We start from the raw sequence: 23,188 nt of genomic DNA, 5'->3' as shown, positions 1-23,188 counted from the left end.
ACTGCCCAGGAGGAAACGCGGACACCCGGGGTTGGGAAAGGCAAAAGCGGGCCGACGCTTGGTCCCCCAGCGCAGCTACCGCGACTTCAGTTTTCCTACACCACGGTGGTCGAGCGTGCAGCTGGAACATGCTTTCTTGCCTAAGTGCCGTTGCTTCCGCCGTAGACACGTTTACCCCGCAAGATGAAATGCAGGGTGAAGGTGCCCAAACACTATGCTCCAGATTGTCTCGGAATTCTTGGGACTCGAGGCGCGGAGGTTACGAAACAGCTGCTTAATCGCCCCTTCTTTAGCGGCAGCGTTGCACTTAGTCGTACCTCCAACCGAAGTGAAGCCGGGGTGTCTTTACCCGCTAGTGCCATTAGTGGTGGTTTGATGACTCGCAGGCTACTAAGTAGAAATAGGCTGCGCAAGCCGACACCGCGCATGAAAAGTCTCAACAGGGATAGGGGGCGCCGTTGCCACGGAGGGTTGTTGTTTATCTGTCAGGCGGCGGGTATCGTGCGGCCATTGCGGCCATTGGCGCGTTGCTTGCGATCGTCACAGCCGGGCAGTGGCAGGATGTCCGCAAGATTGTTTCCGTCAGCGGCGGCGGCCTCGCGAACGCATGGATCGCGATCCGCCGACCGACGTCCGATGACGAGCTCGTCAAAGCCTTGGAAGAGCTGTACGAACTCTTGATGGATCGTCACCGCTCAATGCGACACATGCTTATGGCTGCCGCTGTGTTTATAGTGCCCACGGCAGCAGCCATCGGTATTGGTTTCGCGCTCGCCCCCGTTTTAGGTGGTTGGATATGGGCCTACGGCGGCACTGCGTTTGTCGTTAGTCTTGGGAACCTGTTATGGCTGGCTCCGCGCGTTTTCCTCGCCCAGGATTATAGAGTTTTCTCAGGCAGACTTGGTCTTCTCAGCAACAGTAACTGGCATCGAGAACATGTTTTTGTCGCCTCAGAGCTGTGGCTGTCGGGTTATGTCGGGATAATCGCACACACGGATCAGTCGTTCATCGCGGCACCGCCGCTCCAGCCCATGAACGCGTCTGCAATTAGCTTTTCCACCGCCCTTCGGGCAAGTACCGCTTTGCCTCCATTTCTGCCCGCCGTCCGTATCGGTATCAAGCACCCTGTCGATCCCACGGGGAGCCGCAACCGAAAGGGGCTGCGACGGCCAAACAGTCTTTGGCTGGTTGATGGAGGGGTTACTGGAAACCTGGGTATTCAATCCGATCCTGGAATCACGGGTGTGACCACGCAATTCGACACGGTATTTGCGGCCCAAAGAAGCCTGGCAGCAGCATTTGGCACGCTAACTGACAACTTCGACGACATCAATGATCAATTGGACTTACGTCAAGAAGCGCATGACGAATTAGTCCGATCGCTTAAAGTGCAACTCATCTACGACCGCCTAATGAGCGATCCCGTCGCGGCGTCTGTTCTTCGTCGAGTCCGCTCCCAACAAGGAGAGACCGTCTTTGAAGACGTCAACCTGATGCAACGGGATTCGACGTCCGAGGCCCTCGAAGCGTCGCGACGGATCCAACGCCACACCGTTTTGCTAGTCAGCACCGTGCTTCAGCAACCTGAGCTGGAGGGGTTTGAGCTGACTGAGGAGGAGCGGGGGGCATTCGATGAGCCCGTCCGTACGGTGCGAGAGCCTCGCCCCCCGCGCCCGGACTGTGGCCATGGTGCCGGTCCCTGGTCGTCCTGCACCATATGTCCAACCATGAATCTAATCGTCGATGCCTCGGGACGGCCTTCGCGGCCAGGCCAGGTACTTCGGCTCATGTTGTGGTTACCGGGGGTAGCGACGATTGTGAATGCCATCCGAACCCTCCAGATCCTATACCAGGAAAATCTCCAGGAGGACCGGAAAGTGAGCCTGTCCGGAACCGTTCCCGTCCTGAGAGCGGATGACATCTACTTAGGCGAAGCGCGGGTCTCGCGGTCACGAACGCCGACCCAAAACCACACACGCTGGATTCTCGCTGATACGGGCATTTCAGGGCCATGGCGTGCATCGCTTCCCCTGGCAGGTTACGTTCGCGCGCAACTCCGTGAGGATGCGGCAAACTTCAAGACACAGCTCATGGCCCCAAGCCATGAGGACCGAGCATTCGCCCAGGCGACGTTGGCCAGTGCCTACTTGGGAACGGCAGATCTACTGCATGGATCTGAGGTCGACCTTGGCCTCATCGATAGGGACCTCGAAATGATTGACGCGAAGATCGCGCAAGACATACGCGCGGCGATCTCCGCACGCAGGCAATTGCATGCGGACCTGGCCCCGCTTGCCAGGACGCAACGCGGCAATTGGGTGCTAGGTCTTCGTGAGGGCTTACGGGCTGTGGTGCGCGCAGGCAATGCGGACAGGAAAAGAGCAAGTCCCTAGTGGCCCCGGAAGAAGTCGAGCTCTGATCTGATCAGTACTTCTGCGACTGGAGACGTCTTAACGACTGACCACTCACTTCACCTGCACGGTCACAGATTTTCGGTGGAATCCCGGCCGGGCGCCGGCAAGTGCCATTCTCGTAACTATGTCTTGCAACCTTGGGCTGGAATCGGGGTGTTCGTTGATAGTTACGAGACAGGTGACACGGCACGTAGAGGATCTCCAGAGTGCGCCCAGGTCAACGATGCCCTCAAGGCCTTGGACGCCGGCGATCCTACGTCGGCCATCGGCCGGTACGAGGAGAACATTCGCCGGAAGGAAGCCACCGTCCGCGGCCAGCAGGAACTTGCGGCCTCATCCTTGGACACCCAGTTCGACTCCCTCGAAGACCTCGGAGAGCAGACCGAAGTGGAAGCACGGCTCGCGGCCCTCAAATCCATGGACCGGAAGGCCATCGACTACTCGGACGGCGCCCTCGCGGCCCATGACCACCCCAGGCGCTTCTTACTGGCCAGACCGGCTAGTCATGAATTTTCCTTCAAGGCTTGATTAATCCCTTGCCGCGATGCGGGACGGCAGACTTGGATCGCTTCATGAGGACTCAGCCAAGCAAGCAACTGACAATTGGCGCGGTCACCATCGAGGCCGCCAAAATCCGCCGGGTGAATACGTTCGCGGTTTTCGCGCAAGGCTTCCTCTGCATTCCTGGCACGGGTTCGGTGCAGCTCTCTACTGCTGACATCAATGCGGCCATTGCGGGGATTACCGTGACGTGGGCTCCTCACCAGCGATTCCATGCCGTCGAGGTCAGCCAGGGGTTTGCCGTCTTTGTTTTTCCGGTCAATGCCCCGAGTCATGCGATCCAAATTGCCACGAGTATCGCCGAAGCGATACAACCACTCGGATTCAAAGGAATCATCACCGCCTGCTCGGACAAACTCGGTCCCCGTCCCCGCACCCGGCGACGCTTCGCCTACATCGCCGCGCTCTGCTCCAGCGACGCCGCCATCGACAGAGACGGGGCGCCTCTGGCCTTCCGGGAAGTCAAGGACAACCAGACATGCTGGGCGGTTGAATCACCCGCCTTCAGGACCCTGGTAGCCCGGCTGGCGGACTGGGCTGCGGACAACACCACAGGCCGAATCCTCGCTGGGCTACACGCCACGATGTCCAGCTGCGAACCCAGGCAGGTCGCTGCGGTACTGACACAATGCTGCGCGGACGTCGGGAAAGCAGACCTGATATTCCCCACCAGTCACGGCGACTGGTACGTCAACTTCACCTGGGAAGGATGGGTCATCGTCGGCACTGAGTACAAAGACGGGGCGCCCGAAGGCATCAACGCCCTGACGAAACTGCTCAAGGACTTGGCACCCCTCTACGACTACGCCGCGGTGACGCTTCGCGATTTCGGAGGAGTCACGCCCCGCGTCGTCATGATTCAAACGCACGTACCAGGCCCCGAGGACCGGGAGTTCGCAGCAGATCATTCGTTCGTCAAGGCGCTGGTGCCGGGGATTTTCGCATTCCAGGTTCTCGGTCCCGGGCATGGGGACCTGAAGCCGGTGGGCGCTTGGAACAGCTTCCCCCTCGCTGACGGAAAACGGATGGTGGTTTCCCGGACCCCCACCGCGTGGTGGGGCCGCCCCGAGGGCTTCCCCGAAACTGGCTTCGACGTCCTGAGGGAGGCCAACAAGGACCTGCTTGGTAAGTGGGCCGGCCCGGTCGTTGCCCCCGACACCGACCAATCGTGACATCGTCAGCTGCGAGGTGACGTTCCAGGGGTTTGCCGTGGGGGACCGTCATCAACAGACCGCCTGAAACACAGAAACCCGTACACCTCCACACATAGGATGGCCGAGTGACTGACAAACCGAACCAGCCGCGCTTACTGACGCCCACCCAGGTCGCGGACGAGCTGAACGTGAAGCCGAACCAGGTCCACGTGCTGATCAAGGCCGGTGACCTGAGGGCTTTTCAGGTTGGTGCGCGCGGCATGTGGCGCATCGGCCGTCAGGATCTGGAGGACTACATCGCCGAGGCGTACCGGCGCACCGCTGGGCGGATTGCCGCCGGCGAGTTCGTGGATGATGGGGTGGGGGCCGAGGAGGCGTGACTGATTCATCCGACCGACCCAGACCCCTCTCCGTGGGGGTCATCGTCGGCGGTTTCACACCTAAAAGCAGGATGTGGCGGGAGGCTCTCATCCGGCTATCAAGGGATGTTGCGGGTGTAAGAGATCAACTCAATTCGAACTTGAATCTGAACGTCGAGTTCCATGTGCCCGGGAACCTCATCGCACCTGGTTTCCAAGGGGTTCGCACCGGAACGTTCCGGAAGACCGACCGCCTCCTGAAGGTCCAGGTAGCCGTCCCGGTCCATCCGCCGGACACCCCATATGTGTATGGGGTGCAAGCCATGCGAGCAGCCGTTGACGCGGCCGAAGCTTGGGCGGGGCGAAGGCAGGTCGAATTTGACCCCGAACCGTTCAGGTTCCTGCTTGCTCTCCTAGAAACCACCAGCCAGCAGAGTTTTCAAGACTCCCAGCGCATTGCCACAGGCGGGCTCGAGGACGCCGGGCCGGGCGACGAAGAGCCGTAGTGGCGGACCGCGTTCGCCCTTAGACTCTGGCCATGAGGAAGTGGGCCGCTAAGCATCCAGTCCTGTCGTCCGTCCTTTTCGCCATCCTCGCCGGCGTCGTCGTCCTAATCGTTGACATACTCCTAGGACGAAAGCTGGATACCGCTGTTGCGAATACAGTGTTTTGGATGTTGTTTTTCTGGGGCAGCAGCTACTTCGCTCAAAAGCGCACTCGGAAGACCAAGGCCAGGCTAGACGAGCACGGCCAGTCGCTCATGTTCCTGCGGTATCCGGACTCCAGGCTGGGATCTTTGAGCGGCGTCTGGCAATTGGGCGTCGCGACGCCGGCGCCGGGTCGGATCGACTTCCAGCCGGTCGTCTACGAAGACTTGGTCCCCATCGGCCGCAGCAGGGCCCTCACCGGACTCCTTGGCGCTCCATCCCCTCTGCGCAAGGCTGACCGCCACGATAACAAGCAGGCAGTGCCGTACGGCTTCCAGGTCATCAGCTTCGACTCAGACGGTGGTCCCATCGAAATCGCAGCCAGCCCTGACACGGTCCAGAAGATCCAGGAAGCCGTCGAGCCAGCCTCTCCATAGCCGCCCACCGAAAGATCAGCTCAAGCACCTTGCCCCTGCCGCTGGCCGGTGATTCAGTTCATCCATGCCAGCACCGGCGAAGGAACCCCAAGGCGGCCAACCTCCGGCCTCCAAAGAGGAAGCCCGGCGAAGGATCAACCGCCTGACGTACTGGTTACTGCCATTCGTCGGGGTCTTTGCTGTGCTGAACCTGATCCCGAACGTCCCGTGGCCGTGGCGGGCCGGGATGCTGGCGGTCGAGGTCGTCTTCGTCATCGTCTACGGGACCGCGGCGGTGCGGTTATCGCTCTGGCAGCGCGACGAGTACTGGCGGGAACGGGGGAGGAACCCCAAACACCCGGAACGGTTCCCGAACGACGCTTGGAACGATGACCGGCAGTAGTGGCGCTACGCTGGGGCTGTGGAACAGGTACTCCTTGACCAGGTGATCGAGACTGATTACGGCCAGTTCGATCTTTCCTGGGGTGAGGAGGGCACCTTTGACGGAGACTTTGACCGCTTCTACCGGGGACAGATCAACGGTCTAGTGGGCGCAGCCAACTGGCAAGGGGTTCATGTTAACCTTGCACGGCGCTCGGGCGGCTCACCCGTTCGCATTGTCCTCCTGGATTCACCGCCGGGAAGCGATTACGGGCAGTGGGAGGACGTCGTCGAGGTATCTATCGCGCTGCCGAACCGGCATGAGATGGTCTGGAGTGACTGGTGGGGCCACACCGGGCCCGTAGGACTTCCGCCAGGTTCCTACAGGCTGCGTGTTAGCGCCAAGGGCCGGGATGAGGGGCGCCTCGGGGAGTTTGCCGAGGGCGCCGTCGACGAGTATCTCCTGCAGCTGTGGCCGGCGCCGTGGCAGCTCGATGCAATACTCAGCACCGGGAGCGAGGACGCCAGGTACTGGCATCGAGAAGTTGGCGGCCGCAGGCCGGAGTAGTTTCCCGGCCCTTCTGATGCAGGCACATTAGGGACACACCTGCCCTGGTCCGCAAATCTGTCGGTGCCCCGGAGGACCATGGAATCATGACGGCTCCAACGGTGGAGGCGGCCATCCATGAACTCATGGATCTCGCCTGGAATCTTGTCTACGACCTGCTCGATCAGCGGGGGCTGCTCGGTAACGGACTGTTTGTCGAGGAGTACACCGGCATCCACTCCTGGGTCGAAGACCTCACCCGGTACACGGTGGTCCATTCACGGAATGTGGCCGTCCTCTTCGTGGACACGCGGCCGGTGGACGCCATCGCCTTCCACCACGACCTGCTGGGCGCTGAGGATCCGGCCAGCTTCTTCACCCTTCCTGACTGAGGCACAGTCTTGCTGGTTCTGGCACGGGTAAAGGGCCAGTATTTACCGGTTCCGGCCGCGCTGGATCAGGGCCATCATTAGATTGCCAGTAGCCGTCTGCGCCGAACGGAGACTGTCATGTTTGGGGCGCTGTTGTGCAAGCTGAATATCAGCCATAAGTGGCACGTCGAACATTCCGAAGACGGCCGGGTGTACAAGCGCTGTCTGCGGTGTGGCAAAGACGACGATGAACGGGCTGTGGGCGGGGGAAATTTTAGCCATTGGGCTGGCGGCTAAGGAGCCGAGGCGCCCCGTCTGGAAAATGCCCGACGCTTAGACTCTGCCTCTCCGGCTTGTCCCGCCCGGCCGCACCCGGCCCTGCCGCCAGCCCGGGATGACCTCGTTCAGCTGCTTCTCCTTGGCCGCGGTGAGCTTCCCGGCCCGATGGTCGATGCGCTGCGTGTGCAGCCACACGCCCAGCGTGCCTTCCTCCTGGTCCTCGGTCTTCTGGTGCCGGGGGAGCTCATGGCCTGCTGCCAGCCAGGCGGCCAGCTCGGTGAGGCGCCGCTCCCAGCGGGCCGCGTCGACGTCCCGTTTCGTGGGCTGATCCCGCCAACCAGGGATGGCCGCCAGCGCGTGGGCGTAGGCGGGGGAGAGGGCCCCGTCGCCCGCCTCCTTGCGGCGCCGGGCCAGCCACCCGGCAAGCTTCGACTCTTGCGCGTCCCGGCCGGCGACCGGCAGCCGTCCCTCCGTCTCGTGGAAGGCCAGAAGCTCCTCCAGGGTGCGCTGGCCGGCGGCCGTCAGCCGCGGGGGAGAAGGCGGCAGGGCCCTCAGATGTTCGGTACGCAGGCCTGGGTCCTGCTTCACAGCCAGGGCCAGGTGGTACCGCACCACGGACCATGCCACGCCCGCGCCGGCGGCAATCTTCGCGGCCGGGATACCCTGCCGGTACATCAGCACCCACTCCGGATCCGGCGCTTGGCGTTTGGTCTGCGTCATGAAGCTCGCCGTCTGGCACGTCTGGCCATGAGAGCAAAGGAAATGGCGACGGCGGCAGCCACCACCAGGCCGACGAGGAAGGCCTGCACAGCTCCGAGTGGCTGCCACAGCAGCGCCCACGGCACGAAGCCGGCCAGGAAGATGATGATGGATCTGCCGATCCTGTTCTTGGTCGCCATCGTTGAACGGTACCAGCGGCAAAAGCGGCTGCGTCGGACCATGGCCCCTGGACGCGAAGAAGGTGCGCCCCGTTCGCTGAGCGCACCCTCTTCGATTCCCCGTACGGCGGATCCCCATCCTCTGTAGCTATTGTAAGCAGGCTGATAGTTAGGTAGTCAAGCCATATGGGTCTGGGGGTGAAGGATCGCTGGCATCTGTCCCGGAGGTGTGAGTCAATGGTTTCGACCTCGCTCAAGGTGCGCTGGCTCCGGATGACCGCACCCGGTTGGAGAGGGTGACATCGACCATGCGTCTTGACGATCTGGCAGCCGAATTGGGGTTGGCGGCAAACGCTTGAGCGGTCAGCTGTTCATGCCCGACAACACCGTGCTGGTGAACTTGGCACAGATCGGCCATATGGACCTGCTGCGCCTCGTCGCCGAAGGCCGCGCCACCTGGTGCTACACCGTGTCCGACGAATGCAGGAAGAGCGCCCGAATCGAGGGCCTTGAACAGCTTGGCGAGGCTCCAGACATCTTCGGTGACCCGCTGACGGACGAAGGGGAGTCTTTCCCGAATAGCTTGCCCGGCACGTCCAGGGTTCTTCCCCATCAGGTCCCAGGGACCTGGAGCTGTGTGCGCGTGACATTGACTGGACGGTAGCCGGCACTCCGGACTGACTAATCTCGTCCTCCAAGGGTGCAAACGGAAGACCTTGGGGCAGGTTGCGGTCAGCCCGTGGCTACCAAGGTCCCGTTCTTGCTTTTCCACGCCCCCTGAATTTGAGCGCCCTTTTGAAACGGTGATCGTGATGCGTGGCGAGACGGCGTCAGGGCTTACCCCATTGGTGGCGGCGACTGTGAAGGTCGACCTCCCTGCTGTAGTCGGGGTGCCGGAGAGGACCCCGGTCGTGCCGTTCAAGGGCACCCCCTCTACATCTGGCCGCGCCAGGGGGCCGGCCGGGTCGATGACCCCGACCGTGAGTACAAGGTGCTGTACGTCGGTGACAGCCCGGAGGGCGCGGTAGCCGAGGCTTTCGGCAGATACCTGACCTGGACCCCGGACATCCTGGCCCCGCCGCCCGGCACCCCGTACCGGACCCGGAAGGCGCTGGTGCGGTACACCGGGGACCCCGCCATCCTGGACCTCGATGACCCGCAGGTGCTGCTGGACTGGTCGCTGCGCCCCAGCAGTGTCGTTTCCCGCGACCGGGATTCCACCCAGCAGTGGGCCAGGGCCATCTACGACACGGGCACCGTCGAGGGCCTGTCGTGGTGGTCTTTCTACGAACCGCGCTGGGCCAGCATCGGCCTTTGGGACGTGAAGGGCCTCCAGGTCGCGGGCGAGCCCGAACCGCTCACAATGGAGCACGACGCCATCCAGGAGGCAGCGGCCATCATCCGCAAGGTCATCCGCTGAGGCTGGCTGTCATGGCATAGACCTACGCATGCTCCCTGTAAACGACGATGAGGGAGCATGCCATGGATGCGTTTGCCTGGATGAAACCAGCGGCCCTGGCCGAGCGGGCGGCGTCGCCTGCCGCGGTCGTTGACCCGCCCCCGACGCCTGCGCCTGCTCCCACTTTCGTCTACAACCCCTGGAAGCTCAAGGAACTGCGGAGGCTGTACATCAACCTGCAGGACGGATCCAAGGTCGGCTACCTGGACCTGGCCACAATGGCCGCAGTCCCGGAGTCGGTCGAGACGGCGGCCCTGCTGAGGCGTGCCCTGGCCGGTCTGGCGCCCGGGTTCTCGGCTCCGGCCCCCTCGCTGGAGCCTCAGTCTGAGACGGAGAAACTGACCAGACCTCAGCGCGCGGTGATGCCCTGGCAGGACTTGGCCGCCAACCGGCCAGGCAAGCTCCTCGAGAACCTTGACGATGCCTCGTACCGGGCCGGTCTCGCCGGTGAGCAGCGGACAGCCGGTGTCCTCGCGGCCTTGGAGCGGGACGGCTACAAGGTGCTGCACTCGATCCCGCTGTCGCCGCGGAAGGACATAGACCACCTGGTCATCGGCCCGACCAGGATCCATGCCATCAACACCAAGACCAGCACCTATGCCGTCACGGCCAAAGACGGTACTGCCTACGCGGATGGCTACCGGCAGACATGGATCGAGTCGTTGTCCCGGGATGCCGGCCTTGCCGCCGAGTACATGTCCCGGGCAGCGCGGATGGACCTGGCGGTCCAGCCGTTGGTGGCGGCATGGTCGACCGTCAGCGTGCTCAGTTACCTGCCCACCCTCCTCGTGCCCGGGGAAGGGGCATGGGCCGCCGTTACACGCGGGGGCGAGGTCTTCACGCCAGCCTGGGTGGACGTCATCTACAACGTCGCCAGGCGCTCAGACACCTGGACCGCGAACCACTGAGGCATGGGGCCGCTGTCAGCGTGAGGTTCGCTCGTCGATGATCCGGTCCAGTTCCTCATCGTCCGGGCACGGCTGCTGGTCGTAGGGGCAGGTGGGTACTCCCGGCTCGCCGCCCAGGCGGCGGATGACTTCCACGCACATGGTGCAGAGGACCGTGGCTTCCTTCATGATCGGCATGTCGGGTTCCTCGTAGCCGCAGGCGGCCTTGCGCCAGTCCAGGTCGCGGCAGCATACGAAGTGCGCCAACTCGTCCTGGTTGTCTGTCAGCCGGTACTTCACTTCCCAGGCCGGCACGCGGACCAGCTCCATCGAGCCGCCGTCCGCAAGCTTCTCCGTCTCGGTCTCCGCCATGATTCCCCCGCCGTTGGAAGCAGAATACTGCTCATCCACCAGCACGGGAATGCCAACTGCCCGTAAGCCGATGGCTGAACTTCAGTATCCGTGGTGCTGTGGGACTGCCGATGCCGCACGACAGCTTACCTCCGGACGACGAGGAGAAATCGAGTACCGGGTACTCGTGCGCTTCAACCCGCAGTGACTTGTACTGGCATCTGTACTAGAGCGCTGCCCGTATAGCCATCAGAATGTGGGGATTCTAATCATGTCCGAACCAACGGAGCCGTTTCCGCCGCAGCCGTCGCCTGTCGGCAACGAGCCATCCCCGCAGCCAGGGAAGGGCAGGGTCCCCGCGTGGGCGTGGATGCTCATGGGGTTGAGCTCGCTGCTCCTTGCGTGCCGATATGGGCGACTCCGTTACGGCCGGCCCTTGTGTGGATGACGTTCTTTTCCAGCCACGCAAGGGTCGCCTCTACCGCTTCGTGGTGGGTTCGCAGGATCTGCTGCTGCTTGCTGTGCGGGCTCAGCGCCCAGAGTACGGACACCGACTTTGGCACGCTGAACGTCAGGTCGAAGCCAACGACCGCACGCCGTTGAGCTGATTGGCCGGCCTTGTTCTCGACAGCGGCAGATTGGGCGTGCGGCCTGCCCAGGGGAGTGCCGGTCTGCGGATGCACCGCCATGTCAAATACCGCTCTTGCGTCGGTTTCCGTAACGGCGTCACCCAGCGTCTTACCGATGCCGTTTAGTCCGCCGCCAATCCAACGCCCCTGGGGTGTGCCCGCCTTCATGTAGTACGTGGTGGGGTCCGGGGGAGAACCGGAAAAGTCATCCATCATCGTCGTCTTGAACAGGTAGCGCAGACCCGACTGGGCAGACAGACGTGCGATAGACATGGTCACAGTCGGGGTGCCCCTGCTTGCTGTTTGCTTGGATCCCAACCCCGCCGGCGGAGGATGTCCAAGGTTCGGACGTCAAGGGCCACTCCCTTGGCACGGGAGATTGAGACAAGCAAGGCCGCGGTGTGCGCCAGGTCCTGCACATTAGTCCGTTGAGCTCGTTTAAGGCGTGCGACCTCCGACTGGAGGAGGTTGATGCTCAGCCGCTGTTCCGAACTCTCGGCTTCGAGCCGGTCGATCTCTGCGGCTTGAGAGCGGAGCTTGGACTGAACCACTTGGCGTTGGCGCTCGCAGGATATCCTCTCGGACTCCAGACGACGCTTCGTAGCCTGCAACTGCGCTTTGAGGTGCGGCGAGCTCAAAGTTGTTGCCGGCACTGTAGAAGGTCGAATTGTGGCTCGGTGGCGACGACTCCGGTGCCTGTTCGCGCAACGTTGGGAGCAGAACCGGTGGCTCCTCCGCGTCGCTTCGAAAGTGGTACGGCACTCTTCGCAATTCTTCTGGTTCACGTTGATTCATCAGCGAGGCTCAGCGGGGCAACATGACTGGCCGTGACAGCATCTAACGCTGGCGCCTTGGATGCCAGAGGTGTGAAGGACGGATGGGTACATAGGCGGCCTGCGACAACTGTGGCATCGGTATCTAGGCTGGGCGTGTGGAAGATGAGGCGGACAGCTGAATAGCGCTACAGCCCGTTCTCGGTACCGGTTTCTGTCGGAGCCTTGGGATTGTGCGCCCGGGACGTGCGCAAGTGGTCTAACAAACGATGAACCTATACGGATTGGCGGTAGGTTCAGTCGGTTGAGGCTTGCTCGGGGTTGTCTCGATGCTCAGTCGTATTTCCGAAGTCGAGCATTTCCAGCAAGTCGCGGAGGGATTCCAAGAGATCCCAGTAGTGTGCCGCGTAAAAGAGTTCGGTCATCTCCGCGGGGCGGGTTGAATCCAGCGCCTCAAGGACCTGGGCTGCATCTTTTATTCTGATGAGGTCTTCGTCGGAGAGGATGAAGTGGTTCTTAGGTTTGGTCATGGCGCGCTCCGTTGAGTTGTTTGAAAAGGTCGCTGTTGACTCGCCTGACGGCCTCAAGTTGTTCGTCGCGTTCAGTGAGCGTGTCTTCGAGTTCTCGTATCCTTTGCTGGAGCGCGGTCATCCCCGATTCGTCGATCGTGTTGCCGGTCAGAGTGCCGATTCCAAGGTTCGCTTCGGCTTGGTAACCGAGGATGGTGGATAGTTTGCGTTCGAGTTTGCGGATCTGTTCGCGGAGTCGCCGGTTGGCTGCCGTGCTGTTGGCGAGGTCTGCTTTAAGGGAGAGCGTTGTCGTGATGGCTTCATGAGCGTTTCTCTGCTCATTCCCGGTGGTGGTGCGTGCTGTGGCCCGCCGGTAGAACGTCAGGGGTCCGCCTCCAAATACTGTTTGGCAGAGGTCGCAGTCCTGCTTCTCGTGGCGATAGAGAAATGTTTCCGAGACTCCAGCTGCCCGTGCGATGCCCGCGGCCGAGGTCTGTTCAGCACGTGCCAGGGATCGTTCAATGGTTGTCCGGACGCTTTGGTGTTTGGTGGAGCTTGTCGCGCGGCGAGTGGCGCGCATTGCCGCCGTTCTCGTGTTCATCGGACTGTAACTCCTGCAACCCCGCCCGCCCTAAGGGCGTTGGCTTCTGGCCCGGTAGGTGCAAAGTCTGGGTCGCTGACGCGAACGGTCTTGGAGAGCATTAATGGCACTGCCTTGCTCATGGAACCACGGCTCCGTCGCAGTTGGGAGATGTAGCCATCGATTTCCTCCCGTTCGTCAGGGGTCAAGGTCGCCAGGGATTCTTCGCATCGTCGGATGAGATGGCGGACTCGCTCGATTTCCTCTGGCCGCGGCGTCGCAGCTTCGACTGCCCATGGCTCAAGAATCCCGGTTTCGGTGTTGATCCGTTCGCGGCTGACGAGGAGTTGCGTGAGGTATTCGCGGAGGTCCGGGAGGTATGAGGGGTCCGTTCTGAAGTGGGAGCAGCCCAGACATCGCATTCGGTAAGGGCAGCTGTGTCCGCCGGACTGGACGTTGCTGGGCTCGACGCACTGGCCAAAGGGAACAGCAGTGGCGCCGATGATGGCCCGGTTGGATTCCTCGCGGCTTCCTGCCGCGGTGCCGGCCTCGACTAGCCCGCCGAGGTTGTCCACACGCATCCGGGCCAGGCGGGAGACCGCTTCGTGGCGCCGTGCACTGGTGATCCGGTAGTAGATCTGCGTCGTTCTTGGACTCGCATGGCCCATGAGGTCTTGAAGCACCTCGAGCGGCGTTCCTGCGTCGGCGTGGTTTTGGGCCCAGGTATGGCGGAACGCATAAAGATAGATGCGATTCTTTGGGAAAGCGCGCGAGTGACCTGGCTGCGCGGACTGGTCCGGCTTTGCCCGGCCGTCCTGATCAATTCCCGGCGCCGCCAGCTCCGGCAACCGGTCAAGCCATTTCCTTAGGCATACTCCGAGCTGGTTCGAGTTGATCGGAATCCGCCCGTCGGGATTGTTATGAATCGAAGGAAAGAGCGGGAGCTGTTCCTGCTGGGTGTGCGGAAATGCCTGCAGCACCCAAGTTTGCTGCTCGGATATGGCCGATGCCGTCAGAGCGTCGATCGGCAGACGATACCCAATAATCCCGACCTTGGGCATGTTGTGAACGAGTACGGCATGTTCGCTGTGTTCCCCTGTGCTGTCGCGGTGCATGTTGTAGTCCAAGCAGTTGGAGGCCCTTAGTCGCAGCAGTTCGCCGGGACGCCGACCAGTCCCAAGGCCGATCTTGACGTAGTTGACCGCGGTAGGCCCGCCGACGGAGATCAGCTGTTTCAGCGAAGTGTCCGAAAGCAATTGACGCACGACCGTGTGTGGAAGAGCATGGCTCGCGCGGTCTGGGGAGTCCGGCCGCGCTCTCGGCGTATCGGATCTTCTGAGGGCGAACTCAGACGGCAATGACACCGGTAGCCCGTGAACCTGACGAATGGATCCGGAGTGGACTTCATCGAGCACCATGGAGACCAACCGGATAATTCGCGCTGCGCCTTTGTCGGAGATCTTGCCCGCTTTCTGGAGCCGTCCGACGCCGATAATGAATCCGCTCATGTCGGCGCGTTTCAACCGGAGGCAATCATCCCCCCGATCCGGCCGGCCCCGCAGGGACGATGACAGCAGGGCCAGTCCCATGACGACATCGTCCATATAGCTGCCGCTGAGTTGTCTGAGCGCACCTCTGAAGACCCATTCGCGGGCGATGGCTCCTAGCCATGGTTGGCTGATGTGCGTGGCGCCCAATCCGTTCATGTCACGGCGGTCGGCGAATCTGGCCCACGTCGGGACCTGGTAACCGAGGGGCCGCAGGTCCCACCTGTCGTGATCCCACTGGCGAAGGAACGACGCGGCGAAACCGTCGTCAATCTCTTGACCGTCCGCTCGGACTAGGTGAAGCGTCATCGTTGGCTCTCTGCCAGATTGGCGGCCACACGTTCCACGGCTGCGCGTTTAGCCTCGTTAGACACATGGATGTAGGGTTCCGCTGACCGCATAGTGCTCCAGCCGAGCAGGACCTGCAGTTCATCACGGCTTGTTCCCTGGGCAAGATGAGCCGAGGCCGTGAAATGCCGGAGCATGTGGGGATGAATGTGCCTTATTCCGGCTCGCGCGGATGCTCGCTCAAAGAGTTTGTTTGCGTTGCGGGCAGTCATCGCCCTGCCACGGGTGTCGCCGACGAGGGCCACCACGAGCATGTCGTTACGGTCGGCTTCGCGGCACGCCTCACGCTCAGCCGCGAAGTCGTCATAGAGGGGAAGCAGTCCGGCCGGGACCGGCACGGAGAAGTCGAATCGGCTCTTGGACCAAGCACCGTTCGGATTGGACCGCCGCACCACGTGAAGGTGCTCTCCAGGAATCCGGCAAAGGACGTTGGTGACGGGGTCGGCTAAGCCCAAGAATGAGGCGTCCGGAACCAAATGCACGTCTTGACGTCTCAATCCCAAGAACTGACCTATGCGCAAACCCGTAACGGCAAGCGCAAGGACCATGAACCTGTCCCTGGCCGTCGACATCTGCCGCATGAGCGAGATTACTTCGCCGGCCGCTGCGGCATCAGGAGATTCCGTCCGCCGCGGCTCGCGACGCCGGTGCCGTACTCTCGGGCTGACCCAGCGCCGGGCTTCCGGGTCGACTGCTTCAAACAGATGACCCAGCACAGCCGTGGGAAGTCTTTGTTCGGCTACCGCCCATCGAAAAAACTCCCTCACGGCAACAAGGATGCGGTTGATTCTTGACGCAGCACGAGGCTGCTGCCCGCATCGCTCGACGGGTGTCGTGGCAAGGAACGCTACGAAAATATGGATATCCGCGGCTGCTTCCACGGCGGTCCGCCGGGTCCGTTCAGCCCAGCTCAGAAATAGGGAAATCGAACTCGCGTACTGGGCACTTGTGGACTCGGAATGTGCGCCTGAAAAAAACCGTGATTCCAGCCATAGGCTCGCCAGCTCGTGCTGCTCATAGTCGTCATCGATGACGCAGTAATAGCAACCCATGCCTGGTGTCCTGATGGCCTGACGGCGGAACGGCATAAACCCAAGCTAGGTGACGAATGCCACAAGTTCCGGGAACGGCTGCCGCATGTCGTTTATCGGTGGAAAAAGCCAGTACTTGCCAGTGATTCTGCGGTACCGAGAACAGGCTGTGGCACTATTACCGCAGATTCGAGGACAGGCAAGGGTCGGACAGGCGCAGCCACTTGCAGCCAGGATTCTTAGTTGTCCATACGGCTTCTGGCAACTGCGCAACAGGCTGTTCTCGGTACCGGTTTCTGTCGGAGCCTTGGGATTGTGCGCCCGGGACGTGCGCAAGTGGTCTAACAAACGATGAACCTATACGGATTGGCGGTAGGTTCAGTCGGTTGAGGCTTGCTCGGGGTTGTCTCGATGCTCAGTCGTATTTCCGAAGTCGAGCATTTCCAGCAAGTCGCGGAGGGATTCCAAGAGATCCCAGTAGTGTGCCGCGTAAAAGAGTTCGGTCATCTCCGCGGGGCGGGTTGAATCCAGCGCCTCAAGGACCTGGGCTGCATCTTTTATTCTGATGAGGTCTTCGTCGGAGAGGATGAAGTGGTTCTTAGGTTTGGTCATGGCGCGCTCCGTTGAGTTGTTTGAAAAGGTCGCTGTTGACTCGCCTGACGGCCTCAAGTTGTTCGTCGCGTTCAGTGAGCGTGTCTTCGAGTTCTCGTATCCTTTGCTGGAGCGCGGTCATCCCCGATTCGTCGATCGTGTTGCCGGTCAGAGTGCCGATTCCAAGGTTCGCTTCGGCTTGGTAACCGAGGATGGTGGATAGTTTGCGTTCGAGTTTGCGGATCTGTTCGCGGAGTCGCCGGTTGGCTGCCGTGCTGTTGGCGAGGTCTGCTTTAAGGGAGAGCGTTGTCGTGATGGCTTCATGAGCGTTTCTCTGCTCATTCCCGGTGGTGGTGCGTGCTGTGGCCCGCCGGTAGAACGTCAGGGGTCCGCCTCCAAATACTGTTTGGCAGAGGTCGCAGTCCTGCTTCTCGTGGCGATAGAGAAATGTTTCCGAGACTCCAGCTGCCCGTGCGATGCCCGCGGCCGAGGTCTGTTCAGCACGTGCCAGGGATCGTTCAATGGTTGTCCGGACGCTTTGGTGTTTGGTGGAGCTTGTCGCGCGGCGAGTGGCGCGCATTGCCGCCGTTCTCGTGTTCATCGGACTGTAACTCCTGCAACCCCGCCCGCCCTAAGGGCGTTGGCTTCTGGCCCGGTAGGTGCAAAGTCTGGGTCGCTGACGCGAACGGTCTTGGAGAGCATTAATGGCACTGCCTTGCTCATGGAACCACGGCTCCGTCGCAGTTGGGAGATGTAGCCATCGATTTCCTCCCGTTCGTCAGGGGTCAAGGTCGCCAGGGATTCTTCGCATCGTCGGATGAGATGGCGGACTCGCTCGATTTCCTCTGGCCGCGGCGTCGCAGCTTCGACTGCCCATGGCTCAAGAATCCCGGTTTCGGTGTTGATCCGTTCGCGGCTGACGAGGAGTTGCGTGAGGTATTCGCGGAGGTCCGGGAGGTATGAGGGGTCCGTTCTGAAGTGGGAGCAGCCCAGACATCGCATTCGGTAAGGGCAGCTGTGTCCGCCGGACTGGACGTTGCTGGGCTCGACGCACTGGCCAAAGGGAACAGCAGTGGCGCCGATGATGGCCCGGTTGGATTCCTCGCGGCTTCCTGCCGCGGTGCCGGCCTCGACTAGCCCGCCGAGGTTGTCCACACGCATCCGGGCCAGGCGGGAGACCGCTTCGTGGCGCCGTGCACTGGTGATCCGGTAGTAGATCTGCGTCGTTCTTGGACTCGCATGGCCCATGAGGTCTTGAAGCACCTCGAGCGGCGTTCCTGCGTCGGCGTGGTTTTGGGCCCAGGTATGGCGGAACGCATAAAGATAGATGCGATTCTTTGGGAAAGCGCGCGAGTGACCTGGCTGCGCGGACTGGTCCGGCTTTGCCCGGCCGTCCTGATCAATTCCCGGCGCCGCCAGCTCCGGCAACCGGTCAAGCCATTTCCTTAGGCATACTCCGAGCTGGTTCGAGTTGATCGGAATCCGCCCGTCGGGATTGTTATGAATCGAAGGAAAGAGCGGGAGCTGTTCCTGCTGGGTGTGCGGAAATGCCTGCAGCACCCAAGTTTGCTGCTCGGATATGGCCGATGCCGTCAGAGCGTCGATCGGCAGACGATACCCAATAATCCCGACCTTGGGCATGTTGTGAACGAGTACGGCATGTTCGCTGTGTTCCCCTGTGCTGTCGCGGTGCATGTTGTAGTCCAAGCAGTTGGAGGCCCTTAGTCGCAGCAGTTCGCCGGGACGCCGACCAGTCCCAAGGCCGATCTTGACGTAGTTGACCGCGGTAGGCCCGCCGACGGAGATCAGCTGTTTCAGCGAAGTGTCCGAAAGCAATTGACGCACGACCGTGTGTGGAAGAGCATGGCTCGCGCGGTCTGGGGAGTCCGGCCGCGCTCTCGGCGTATCGGATCTTCTGAGGGCGAACTCAGACGGCAATGACACCGGTAGCCCGTGAACCTGACGAATGGATCCGGAGTGGACTTCATCGAGCACCATGGAGACCAACCGGATAATTCGCGCTGCGCCTTTGTCGGAGATCTTGCCCGCTTTCTGGAGCCGTCCGACGCCGATAATGAATCCGCTCATGTCGGCGCGTTTCAACCGGAGGCAATCATCCCCCCGATCCGGCCGGCCCCGCAGGGACGATGACAGCAGGGCCAGTCCCATGACGACATCGTCCATATAGCTGCCGCTGAGTTGTCTGAGCGCACCTCTGAAGACCCATTCGCGGGCGATGGCTCCTAGCCATGGTTGGCTGATGTGCGTGGCGCCCAATCCGTTCATGTCACGGCGGTCGGCGAATCTGGCCCACGTCGGGACCTGGTAACCGAGGGGCCGCAGGTCCCACCTGTCGTGATCCCACTGGCGAAGGAACGACGCGGCGAAACCGTCGTCAATCTCTTGACCGTCCGCTCGGACTAGGTGAAGCGTCATCGTTGGCTCTCTGCCAGATTGGCGGCCACACGTTCCACGGCTGCGCGTTTAGCCTCGTTAGACACATGGATGTAGGGTTCCGCTGACCGCATAGTGCTCCAGCCGAGCAGGACCTGCAGTTCATCACGGCTTGTTCCCTGGGCAAGATGAGCCGAGGCCGTGAAATGCCGGAGCATGTGGGGATGAATGTGCCTTATTCCGGCTCGCGCGGATGCTCGCTCAAAGAGTTTGTTTGCGTTGCGGGCAGTCATCGCCCTGCCACGGGTGTCGCCGACGAGGGCCACCACGAGCATGTCGTTACGGTCGGCTTCGCGGCACGCCTCACGCTCAGCCGCGAAGTCGTCATAGAGGGGAAGCAGTCCGGCCGGGACCGGCACGGAGAAGTCGAATCGGCTCTTGGACCAAGCACCGTTCGGATTGGACCGCCGCACCACGTGAAGGTGCTCTCCAGGAATCCGGCAAAGGACGTTGGTGACGGGGTCGGCTAAGCCCAAGAATGAGGCGTCCGGAACCAAATGCACGTCTTGACGTCTCAATCCCAAGAACTGACCTATGCGCAAACCCGTAACGGCAAGCGCAAGGACCATGAACCTGTCCCTGGCCGTCGACATCTGCCGCATGAGCGAGATTACTTCGCCGGCCGCTGCGGCATCAGGAGATTCCGTCCGCCGCGGCTCGCGACGCCGGTGCCGTACTCTCGGGCTGACCCAGCGCCGGGCTTCCGGGTCGACTGCTTCAAACAGATGACCCAGCACAGCCGTGGGAAGTCTTTGTTCGGCTACCGCCCATCGAAAAAACTCCCTCACGGCAACAAGGATGCGGTTGATTCTTGACGCAGCACGAGGCTGCTGCCCGCATCGCTCGACGGGTGTCGTGGCAAGGAACGCTACGAAAATATGGATATCCGCGGCTGCTTCCACGGCGGTCCGCCGGGTCCGTTCAGCCCAGCTCAGAAATAGGGAAATCGAACTCGCGTACTGGGCACTTGTGGACTCGGAATGTGCGCCTGAAAAAAACCGTGATTCCAGCCATAGGCTCGCCAGCTCGTGCTGCTCATAGTCGTCATCGATGACGCAGTAATAGCAACCCATGCCTGGTGTCCTGATGGCCTGACGGCGGAACGGCATAAACCCAAGCTAGGTGACGAATGCCACAAGTTCCGGGAACGGCTGCCGCATGTCGTTTATCGGTGGAAAAAGCCAGTACTTGCCAGTGATTCTGCGGTACCGAGAACAAGTTGTTGCGCAATTGCCAGGCAGGACACAATCTCAGCGACAGGGACCGCCGTCAGAGCAGAATCTGAGACTTCGCCCTTGGCATGTGCAGAAAATGGCTTTTGCACCCTATTCTGACGAACTTGCAGCGTTTCCTGACCTCAGTTGGGGTGTACTTCTGACTGGAAATCGAAAGATCTGCCGATGCGACTCCCTAGCTCCGGGCCGTTAGAACGGGGCCTTGAGTGGGACGGGGACGAGTTCCTGGAGTTCCTCGAGGGTGCAGCCAAAAGTCTCGCGGACGGTGACACCGTTGGGACCGGTGAGGAAGACGGCCTTGTCCGTGTAGACGCGGGTGACGCAGTTGACGCCGGTGACCGGGTAGGTGCAGGCCTCGACGATCTTGGAGGCGCCGTCGCGGGTCAGGAGGGTCATCATGACGAAGACGTCCTTGGCGCCGGTGGCCAGGTCCATGGCACCTCCGACGGCGGGAATCGCCCCGGGTGCGCCGGTGTGCCAGTTGGCCAGGTCACCGGTGGCCGAGACCTGGAAGGCGCCCAGGACGCAGATGTCCAGGTGCCCGCCGCGCATGATGGCGAAGGAGTCGGCGTGATGGAAGTAGGAAGCGCCCGGGAGTTCGGTCACGGGAATCTTGCCGGCATTGATCAGGTCCTCGTCAATGTCCTCACCCTTGGCTTCGGGGCCCATGCCCAGCATGCCGTTCTCGGTGTGGAGGGTGATGTTCTGGTCCTCGGTGAGGTAGTTGGACACCAGGGTGGGCTGGCCGATCCCGAGGTTCACGAACGAGCCCGGGGCGATGTCGCGGGCCACGAGCCGGGCGAGGTCATCCCGGCCCAGGGGCGTCGCCGAGGTCTGGAGGTACTTTTCGTTGGACTGCACGCTCATGTCAGGCCGCCTTTCCTGCTGTGCTGCCGCTGCCGGCAACCTTGACGATGCTGTTGACGTAGATGCCCGGGGTGACCACGTTCTCCGGGTCCAGCCCGCCGGTGGGCACGATCCCGGAGACCTGGACGATGGTGTGCTTCGCGGCCGCTGCCATGATGGGGCCAAAGTTCCGGGCGGTCTTGCGGTACACCAGGTTGCCCTTGCCGTCCGCCTTCAGGGCCTTGATGAGGGCGACGTCGGCGTGGATGGGGGTTTCGAACACGTGGCCGCGGCCGTCGATGATCCGGGTTTCCTTGCCCTCGGCGAGCATGGTGCCGTATCCGGTGGGGGTGAAGAACCCGCCGATCCCGGCCCCTGCGGCGCGGATGCGTTCGGCCAGGTTGCCCTGCGGGACGAGTTCGAGCTCGATTTCGCCGGCCTTGTACTTGGCGTCGAAGTGCCAGGAATCGGACTGCCGGGGGAAGGAGCAGATCATTTTCTTCACCCGGCCTTCCTTGATCAGCAGGGCCAGGCCCTGGTCTCCCTGGCCGGCGTTGTTGTTCACCACGGTCAGGTCCGTGGCGCCGCAGTCCAGCAGCGCGTCGATCAGTTCGAACGGCTGGCCGGCGTTGCCGAACCCGCCGATCATCACGGTGGAGCCGTCCTTGATGCCGGCGACGGCGTCCTGGACCGAATCTACGAAGTTCAGCATTACTGGTCCTTTCCAGTGTTGGTTCCGGCGGCGGTCATGTTTTCGAGCACGACGGCCAGGCCCTGGCCCACGCCGATGCAGATGGCAGCGACGCCCCAGCGTTCGCCGGAGGCCTGCAGGGACCGGGCCAGGGTGCCCAGGATCCGGGTCCCGGAAGCACCCAGCGGGTGGCCCATCGCGATGGCGCCGCCGTGCCGGTTCACGATCGAGTGGTCGACGCCCCAGGCGTTGATGCAGGCCAGGGACTGCGCGGCGAACGCTTCGTTAAGTTCGACGGCGCCCACCTGCTCCCAGCCGATGCCCGCCTTTTCGAGGGCCTTGTTCGCCGCCTCGACCGGGGCGTAGCCGAAGTACTGGGGATCGTTGGCGTGCGCGCCACGCCCGGCGATACGCGCCAGCGGGTCCAGCCCCAGCAGCCCGGCAGCCGCCTCGGACCCGATCCAGGCCGCGGAGGCGCCGTCGGACAACGGGGACGCGTTCCCCGCGGTGACCGTGCCGTTCTCCGCCCGGAACACGGTCTTGAGCCCGGCGAGCTTCTCCGCCGAAGAACCCGCCCGGATGCCCTCGTCGCGCACCAGGTCCGTGCCCGGGACCGGGGCAACCAGGTTGTCGTAGAAGCCCTCGTCCCACGCGGCGGCAGACAGGTTATGGGAGGCGGCGGCGAACTCATCCTGCGCCTCGCGGGTCACACCGTACTTCTCGCGGAGCCGCTCGGTGGCCTCGCCCAGAGAGATGGTCCACTCCTTCGGCATCGCCTTGTTCACCAAACGCCAGCCCAGCGTGGTGGACGCCAGGGTCATGTCACCGGCCGGATACGGCTTCTCCGTCTTCGGCAACACCCACGGCGCCCGGGACATGGACTCGGCGCCGCCCACCAGCATCAGGTCGGCGTCACCGGCGTTGATCTGGCGCGAGGCGATGATCGCGGCGTCCAGGGAGGAACCGCAGAGCCGGTTCACCGTGGTGCCCGGGATGGAAACCGGGAGCCCGGCCAGCAGCGTGCCCATCCGGGCGATGTTGCGGTTCTCCTCACCGGCACCGTTGGCGTTGCCGAACACCACTTCGTCGATCCGCTCGACGTCGAGGGACGGCGCCCGCTTGACGGATTCCTTGATCACGTGCGCGGCAAGGTCATCCGGACGGACGGCAGCGAGGCCGGAGCCGAACTTCCCGAACGGGGTGCGCACGGCGTCGTACACAAAAGCCTGGTTCATGGTTCTATCCATCTC

At 62.2% G+C, this 23,188-nt stretch carries 26 protein-coding genes and 1 pseudogene; 12 read left to right on the top strand and 15 right to left on the bottom strand.

What is annotated here, in order from left to right; translation table 11 throughout:
* Positions 1-527: 527 nt before the first annotated feature.
* From ACV095_RS12040 to ACV095_RS12000, 9 genes and pseudogenes are all read left to right on the top strand, one after another.
* Entirely contained in the window at positions 528-2,393 is a 1,866-nt protein-coding gene (locus tag ACV095_RS12040) for a hypothetical protein (RefSeq protein WP_478221968.1), read from the top strand.
* A gap of 231 nt (positions 2,394-2,624) precedes the next feature.
* Positions 2,625-2,942, top strand: a pseudogene (locus ACV095_RS12035) (PspA/IM30 family protein); the annotation flags it as partial.
* A 44-nt stretch (positions 2,943-2,986) separates the two neighbouring features.
* Positions 2,987-4,147 (top strand): hypothetical protein, encoded by a 1,161-nt coding sequence (locus ACV095_RS12030; protein ID WP_478221967.1) that lies wholly within the window; start codon positions 2,987-2,989, stop codon positions 4,145-4,147.
* Between the two features lie 107 nt (positions 4,148-4,254).
* Entirely contained in the window at positions 4,255-4,509 is a 255-nt protein-coding gene (locus ACV095_RS12025; protein WP_478221966.1) for a helix-turn-helix domain-containing protein, read from the top strand.
* Complete coding sequence (locus ACV095_RS12020) at positions 4,506-4,994, top strand: hypothetical protein (RefSeq protein ID WP_478221965.1); 489 nt, start codon at positions 4,506-4,508, stop codon at positions 4,992-4,994. The genes ACV095_RS12025 and ACV095_RS12020 overlap by 4 nt, the downstream gene beginning before the upstream one ends.
* A gap of 32 nt (positions 4,995-5,026) precedes the next feature.
* Positions 5,027-5,572: a hypothetical protein gene (locus ACV095_RS12015; protein ID WP_478221964.1), complete on the top strand. Its 546-nt coding sequence runs from the start codon at positions 5,027-5,029 to the stop codon at positions 5,570-5,572.
* Positions 5,573-5,636: 64 nt separating this feature from the next.
* The gene (locus ACV095_RS12010) at positions 5,637-5,954 is read left to right on the top strand and encodes a hypothetical protein (RefSeq protein ID WP_478221963.1); all 318 of its coding nucleotides are present in this window, start codon (positions 5,637-5,639) and stop codon (positions 5,952-5,954) included.
* A gap of 18 nt (positions 5,955-5,972) precedes the next feature.
* A complete protein-coding gene (locus ACV095_RS12005; RefSeq protein ID WP_478221962.1) occupies positions 5,973-6,500 on the top strand; it encodes a hypothetical protein in 528 nt (175 codons plus the stop codon).
* A gap of 86 nt (positions 6,501-6,586) precedes the next feature.
* The gene (locus ACV095_RS12000) at positions 6,587-6,871 is read left to right on the top strand and encodes a hypothetical protein (protein WP_478221961.1); all 285 of its coding nucleotides are present in this window, start codon (positions 6,587-6,589) and stop codon (positions 6,869-6,871) included.
* A gap of 312 nt (positions 6,872-7,183) precedes the next feature.
* Here the strand turns inward: ACV095_RS12000 and ACV095_RS11995 are convergent, their stop codons facing one another.
* Together ACV095_RS11995 and ACV095_RS11990 are read right to left on the bottom strand one after the other, a co-directional pair.
* Positions 7,184-7,849, bottom strand: a complete 666-nt coding sequence (locus ACV095_RS11995; RefSeq protein ID WP_478221960.1) for a helicase associated domain-containing protein — start codon at positions 7,847-7,849, stop codon at positions 7,184-7,186.
* The gene (locus ACV095_RS11990; RefSeq protein WP_478221959.1) at positions 7,846-8,028 is read right to left on the bottom strand and encodes a hypothetical protein; all 183 of its coding nucleotides are present in this window, start codon (positions 8,026-8,028) and stop codon (positions 7,846-7,848) included. Before ACV095_RS11990 ends, ACV095_RS11995 begins: the two co-directional genes overlap by 4 nt.
* 352 nt (positions 8,029-8,380) lie before the next feature.
* Here ACV095_RS11990 and ACV095_RS11985 point away from each other — a divergent pair, with 352 nt between their 5' ends.
* From ACV095_RS11985 to ACV095_RS11975, 3 genes are all read left to right on the top strand, one after another.
* Entirely contained in the window at positions 8,381-8,671 is a 291-nt protein-coding gene (locus tag ACV095_RS11985) for a hypothetical protein (RefSeq protein WP_478221958.1), read from the top strand.
* 327 nt (positions 8,672-8,998) lie between these two features.
* The gene (locus tag ACV095_RS11980) at positions 8,999-9,427 is read left to right on the top strand and encodes an RES domain-containing protein (protein ID WP_478221957.1); all 429 of its coding nucleotides are present in this window, start codon (positions 8,999-9,001) and stop codon (positions 9,425-9,427) included.
* Between the two features lie 62 nt (positions 9,428-9,489).
* Positions 9,490-10,374, top strand: coding sequence for a nuclease-related domain-containing protein (locus ACV095_RS11975; RefSeq protein WP_478221956.1), 885 nt, complete (start codon positions 9,490-9,492; stop codon positions 10,372-10,374).
* A 15-nt stretch (positions 10,375-10,389) separates the two neighbouring features.
* Here ACV095_RS11975 and ACV095_RS11970 read toward each other — a convergent pair whose 3' ends face one another.
* The 13 genes from ACV095_RS11970 to ACV095_RS11910 all read right to left on the bottom strand — a co-directional run bounded on the left by ACV095_RS11970 (position 10,390) and on the right by ACV095_RS11910 (position 23,173).
* Positions 10,390-10,764, bottom strand: coding sequence for a hypothetical protein (locus ACV095_RS11970; protein WP_478221955.1), 375 nt, complete (start codon positions 10,762-10,764; stop codon positions 10,390-10,392).
* Between the two features lie 314 nt (positions 10,765-11,078).
* A complete protein-coding gene (locus ACV095_RS11965; protein ID WP_478221954.1) occupies positions 11,079-11,606 on the bottom strand; it encodes a relaxase domain-containing protein in 528 nt (175 codons plus the stop codon).
* A 796-nt stretch (positions 11,607-12,402) separates the two neighbouring features.
* The gene (locus ACV095_RS11960) at positions 12,403-12,636 is read right to left on the bottom strand and encodes a hypothetical protein (protein ID WP_478221953.1); all 234 of its coding nucleotides are present in this window, start codon (positions 12,634-12,636) and stop codon (positions 12,403-12,405) included.
* A complete protein-coding gene (locus ACV095_RS11955) occupies positions 12,623-13,216 on the bottom strand; it encodes a hypothetical protein (protein ID WP_478221952.1) in 594 nt (197 codons plus the stop codon). Before ACV095_RS11955 ends, ACV095_RS11960 begins: the two co-directional genes overlap by 14 nt.
* Complete coding sequence (locus ACV095_RS11950) at positions 13,213-14,901, bottom strand: tyrosine-type recombinase/integrase (RefSeq protein WP_478221951.1); 1,689 nt, start codon at positions 14,899-14,901, stop codon at positions 13,213-13,215. The genes ACV095_RS11955 and ACV095_RS11950 overlap by 4 nt, the downstream gene beginning before the upstream one ends.
* A 146-nt stretch (positions 14,902-15,047) precedes the next feature.
* On the bottom strand, positions 15,048-16,178 hold the full coding sequence (locus ACV095_RS11945; RefSeq protein ID WP_478221950.1) for a tyrosine-type recombinase/integrase: 1,131 nt from the start codon (positions 16,176-16,178) through the stop codon (positions 15,048-15,050).
* A 321-nt stretch (positions 16,179-16,499) separates the two neighbouring features.
* Positions 16,500-16,733: a hypothetical protein gene (locus ACV095_RS11940; protein ID WP_478221953.1), complete on the bottom strand. Its 234-nt coding sequence runs from the start codon at positions 16,731-16,733 to the stop codon at positions 16,500-16,502.
* Positions 16,720-17,313, bottom strand: coding sequence for a hypothetical protein (locus tag ACV095_RS11935; RefSeq protein WP_478221952.1), 594 nt, complete (start codon positions 17,311-17,313; stop codon positions 16,720-16,722). The genes ACV095_RS11940 and ACV095_RS11935 overlap by 14 nt, the downstream gene beginning before the upstream one ends.
* Entirely contained in the window at positions 17,310-18,998 is a 1,689-nt protein-coding gene (locus ACV095_RS11930) for a tyrosine-type recombinase/integrase (protein ID WP_478221951.1), read from the bottom strand. Before ACV095_RS11930 ends, ACV095_RS11935 begins: the two co-directional genes overlap by 4 nt.
* A 146-nt stretch (positions 18,999-19,144) precedes the next feature.
* On the bottom strand, positions 19,145-20,275 hold the full coding sequence (locus ACV095_RS11925) for a tyrosine-type recombinase/integrase (protein ID WP_478221950.1): 1,131 nt from the start codon (positions 20,273-20,275) through the stop codon (positions 19,145-19,147).
* 315 nt (positions 20,276-20,590) lie between these two features.
* Positions 20,591-21,268 carry a 3-oxoacid CoA-transferase subunit B gene (locus tag ACV095_RS11920; RefSeq protein WP_478221949.1) on the bottom strand — a complete coding sequence of 226 codons (678 nt, stop codon included), beginning with the start codon at positions 21,266-21,268 and terminating at the stop codon, positions 20,591-20,593.
* Position 21,269: 1 nt separating this feature from the next.
* Positions 21,270-21,959 carry a 3-oxoacid CoA-transferase subunit A gene (locus ACV095_RS11915; protein ID WP_478221948.1) on the bottom strand — a complete coding sequence of 230 codons (690 nt, stop codon included), beginning with the start codon at positions 21,957-21,959 and terminating at the stop codon, positions 21,270-21,272.
* Positions 21,959-23,173, bottom strand: a complete 1,215-nt coding sequence (locus ACV095_RS11910) for a thiolase family protein (protein ID WP_478221947.1) — start codon at positions 23,171-23,173, stop codon at positions 21,959-21,961. Before ACV095_RS11910 ends, ACV095_RS11915 begins: the two co-directional genes overlap by 1 nt.
* Positions 23,174-23,188: the final 15 nt, after the last annotated feature.

The organism is Arthrobacter sp. JDC6 (assembly GCF_056484025.1).
Note: the sequence above shows the minus strand (reverse complement) of the source record. Positions and strands in the feature narration are given on the sequence as shown.

Excerpts from the sequence above, each read along its gene's own strand:
- ACV095_RS12030 (WP_478221967.1), top strand. The coding sequence starts at position 2,987 with ATGAGGACTCAGCCAAGCAAGCAACTGACAATTGGCGCGGTCACCATC.
- ACV095_RS12015 (WP_478221964.1), top strand. The coding sequence starts at position 5,027 with ATGAGGAAGTGGGCCGCTAAGCATCCAGTCCTGTCGTCCGTCCTTTTC.
- ACV095_RS12010 (WP_478221963.1), top strand. The coding sequence starts at position 5,637 with ATGCCAGCACCGGCGAAGGAACCCCAAGGCGGCCAACCTCCGGCCTCC.
- ACV095_RS12000 (WP_478221961.1), top strand. The coding sequence starts at position 6,587 with ATGACGGCTCCAACGGTGGAGGCGGCCATCCATGAACTCATGGATCTC.
- ACV095_RS11995 (WP_478221960.1), bottom strand. The coding sequence starts at position 7,849 with ATGACGCAGACCAAACGCCAAGCGCCGGATCCGGAGTGGGTGCTGATG.
- ACV095_RS11990 (WP_478221959.1), bottom strand. The coding sequence starts at position 8,028 with ATGGCGACCAAGAACAGGATCGGCAGATCCATCATCATCTTCCTGGCC.
- ACV095_RS11985 (WP_478221958.1), top strand. The coding sequence starts at position 8,381 with ATGCCCGACAACACCGTGCTGGTGAACTTGGCACAGATCGGCCATATG.
- ACV095_RS11975 (WP_478221956.1), top strand. The coding sequence starts at position 9,490 with ATGGATGCGTTTGCCTGGATGAAACCAGCGGCCCTGGCCGAGCGGGCG.
- ACV095_RS11965 (WP_478221954.1), bottom strand. The coding sequence starts at position 11,606 with ATGTCTATCGCACGTCTGTCTGCCCAGTCGGGTCTGCGCTACCTGTTC.
- ACV095_RS11960 (WP_478221953.1), bottom strand. The coding sequence starts at position 12,636 with ATGACCAAACCTAAGAACCACTTCATCCTCTCCGACGAAGACCTCATC.
- ACV095_RS11955 (WP_478221952.1), bottom strand. The coding sequence starts at position 13,216 with ATGAACACGAGAACGGCGGCAATGCGCGCCACTCGCCGCGCGACAAGC.
- ACV095_RS11950 (WP_478221951.1), bottom strand. The coding sequence starts at position 14,901 with ATGAACGGATTGGGCGCCACGCACATCAGCCAACCATGGCTAGGAGCC.
- ACV095_RS11945 (WP_478221950.1), bottom strand. The coding sequence starts at position 16,178 with ATGCCGTTCCGCCGTCAGGCCATCAGGACACCAGGCATGGGTTGCTAT.
- ACV095_RS11940 (WP_478221953.1), bottom strand. The coding sequence starts at position 16,733 with ATGACCAAACCTAAGAACCACTTCATCCTCTCCGACGAAGACCTCATC.
- ACV095_RS11935 (WP_478221952.1), bottom strand. The coding sequence starts at position 17,313 with ATGAACACGAGAACGGCGGCAATGCGCGCCACTCGCCGCGCGACAAGC.
- ACV095_RS11930 (WP_478221951.1), bottom strand. The coding sequence starts at position 18,998 with ATGAACGGATTGGGCGCCACGCACATCAGCCAACCATGGCTAGGAGCC.
- ACV095_RS11925 (WP_478221950.1), bottom strand. The coding sequence starts at position 20,275 with ATGCCGTTCCGCCGTCAGGCCATCAGGACACCAGGCATGGGTTGCTAT.
- ACV095_RS11920 (WP_478221949.1), bottom strand. The coding sequence starts at position 21,268 with ATGAGCGTGCAGTCCAACGAAAAGTACCTCCAGACCTCGGCGACGCCC.
- ACV095_RS11915 (WP_478221948.1), bottom strand. The coding sequence starts at position 21,959 with ATGCTGAACTTCGTAGATTCGGTCCAGGACGCCGTCGCCGGCATCAAG.
- ACV095_RS11910 (WP_478221947.1), bottom strand. The coding sequence starts at position 23,173 with ATGAACCAGGCTTTTGTGTACGACGCCGTGCGCACCCCGTTCGGGAAG.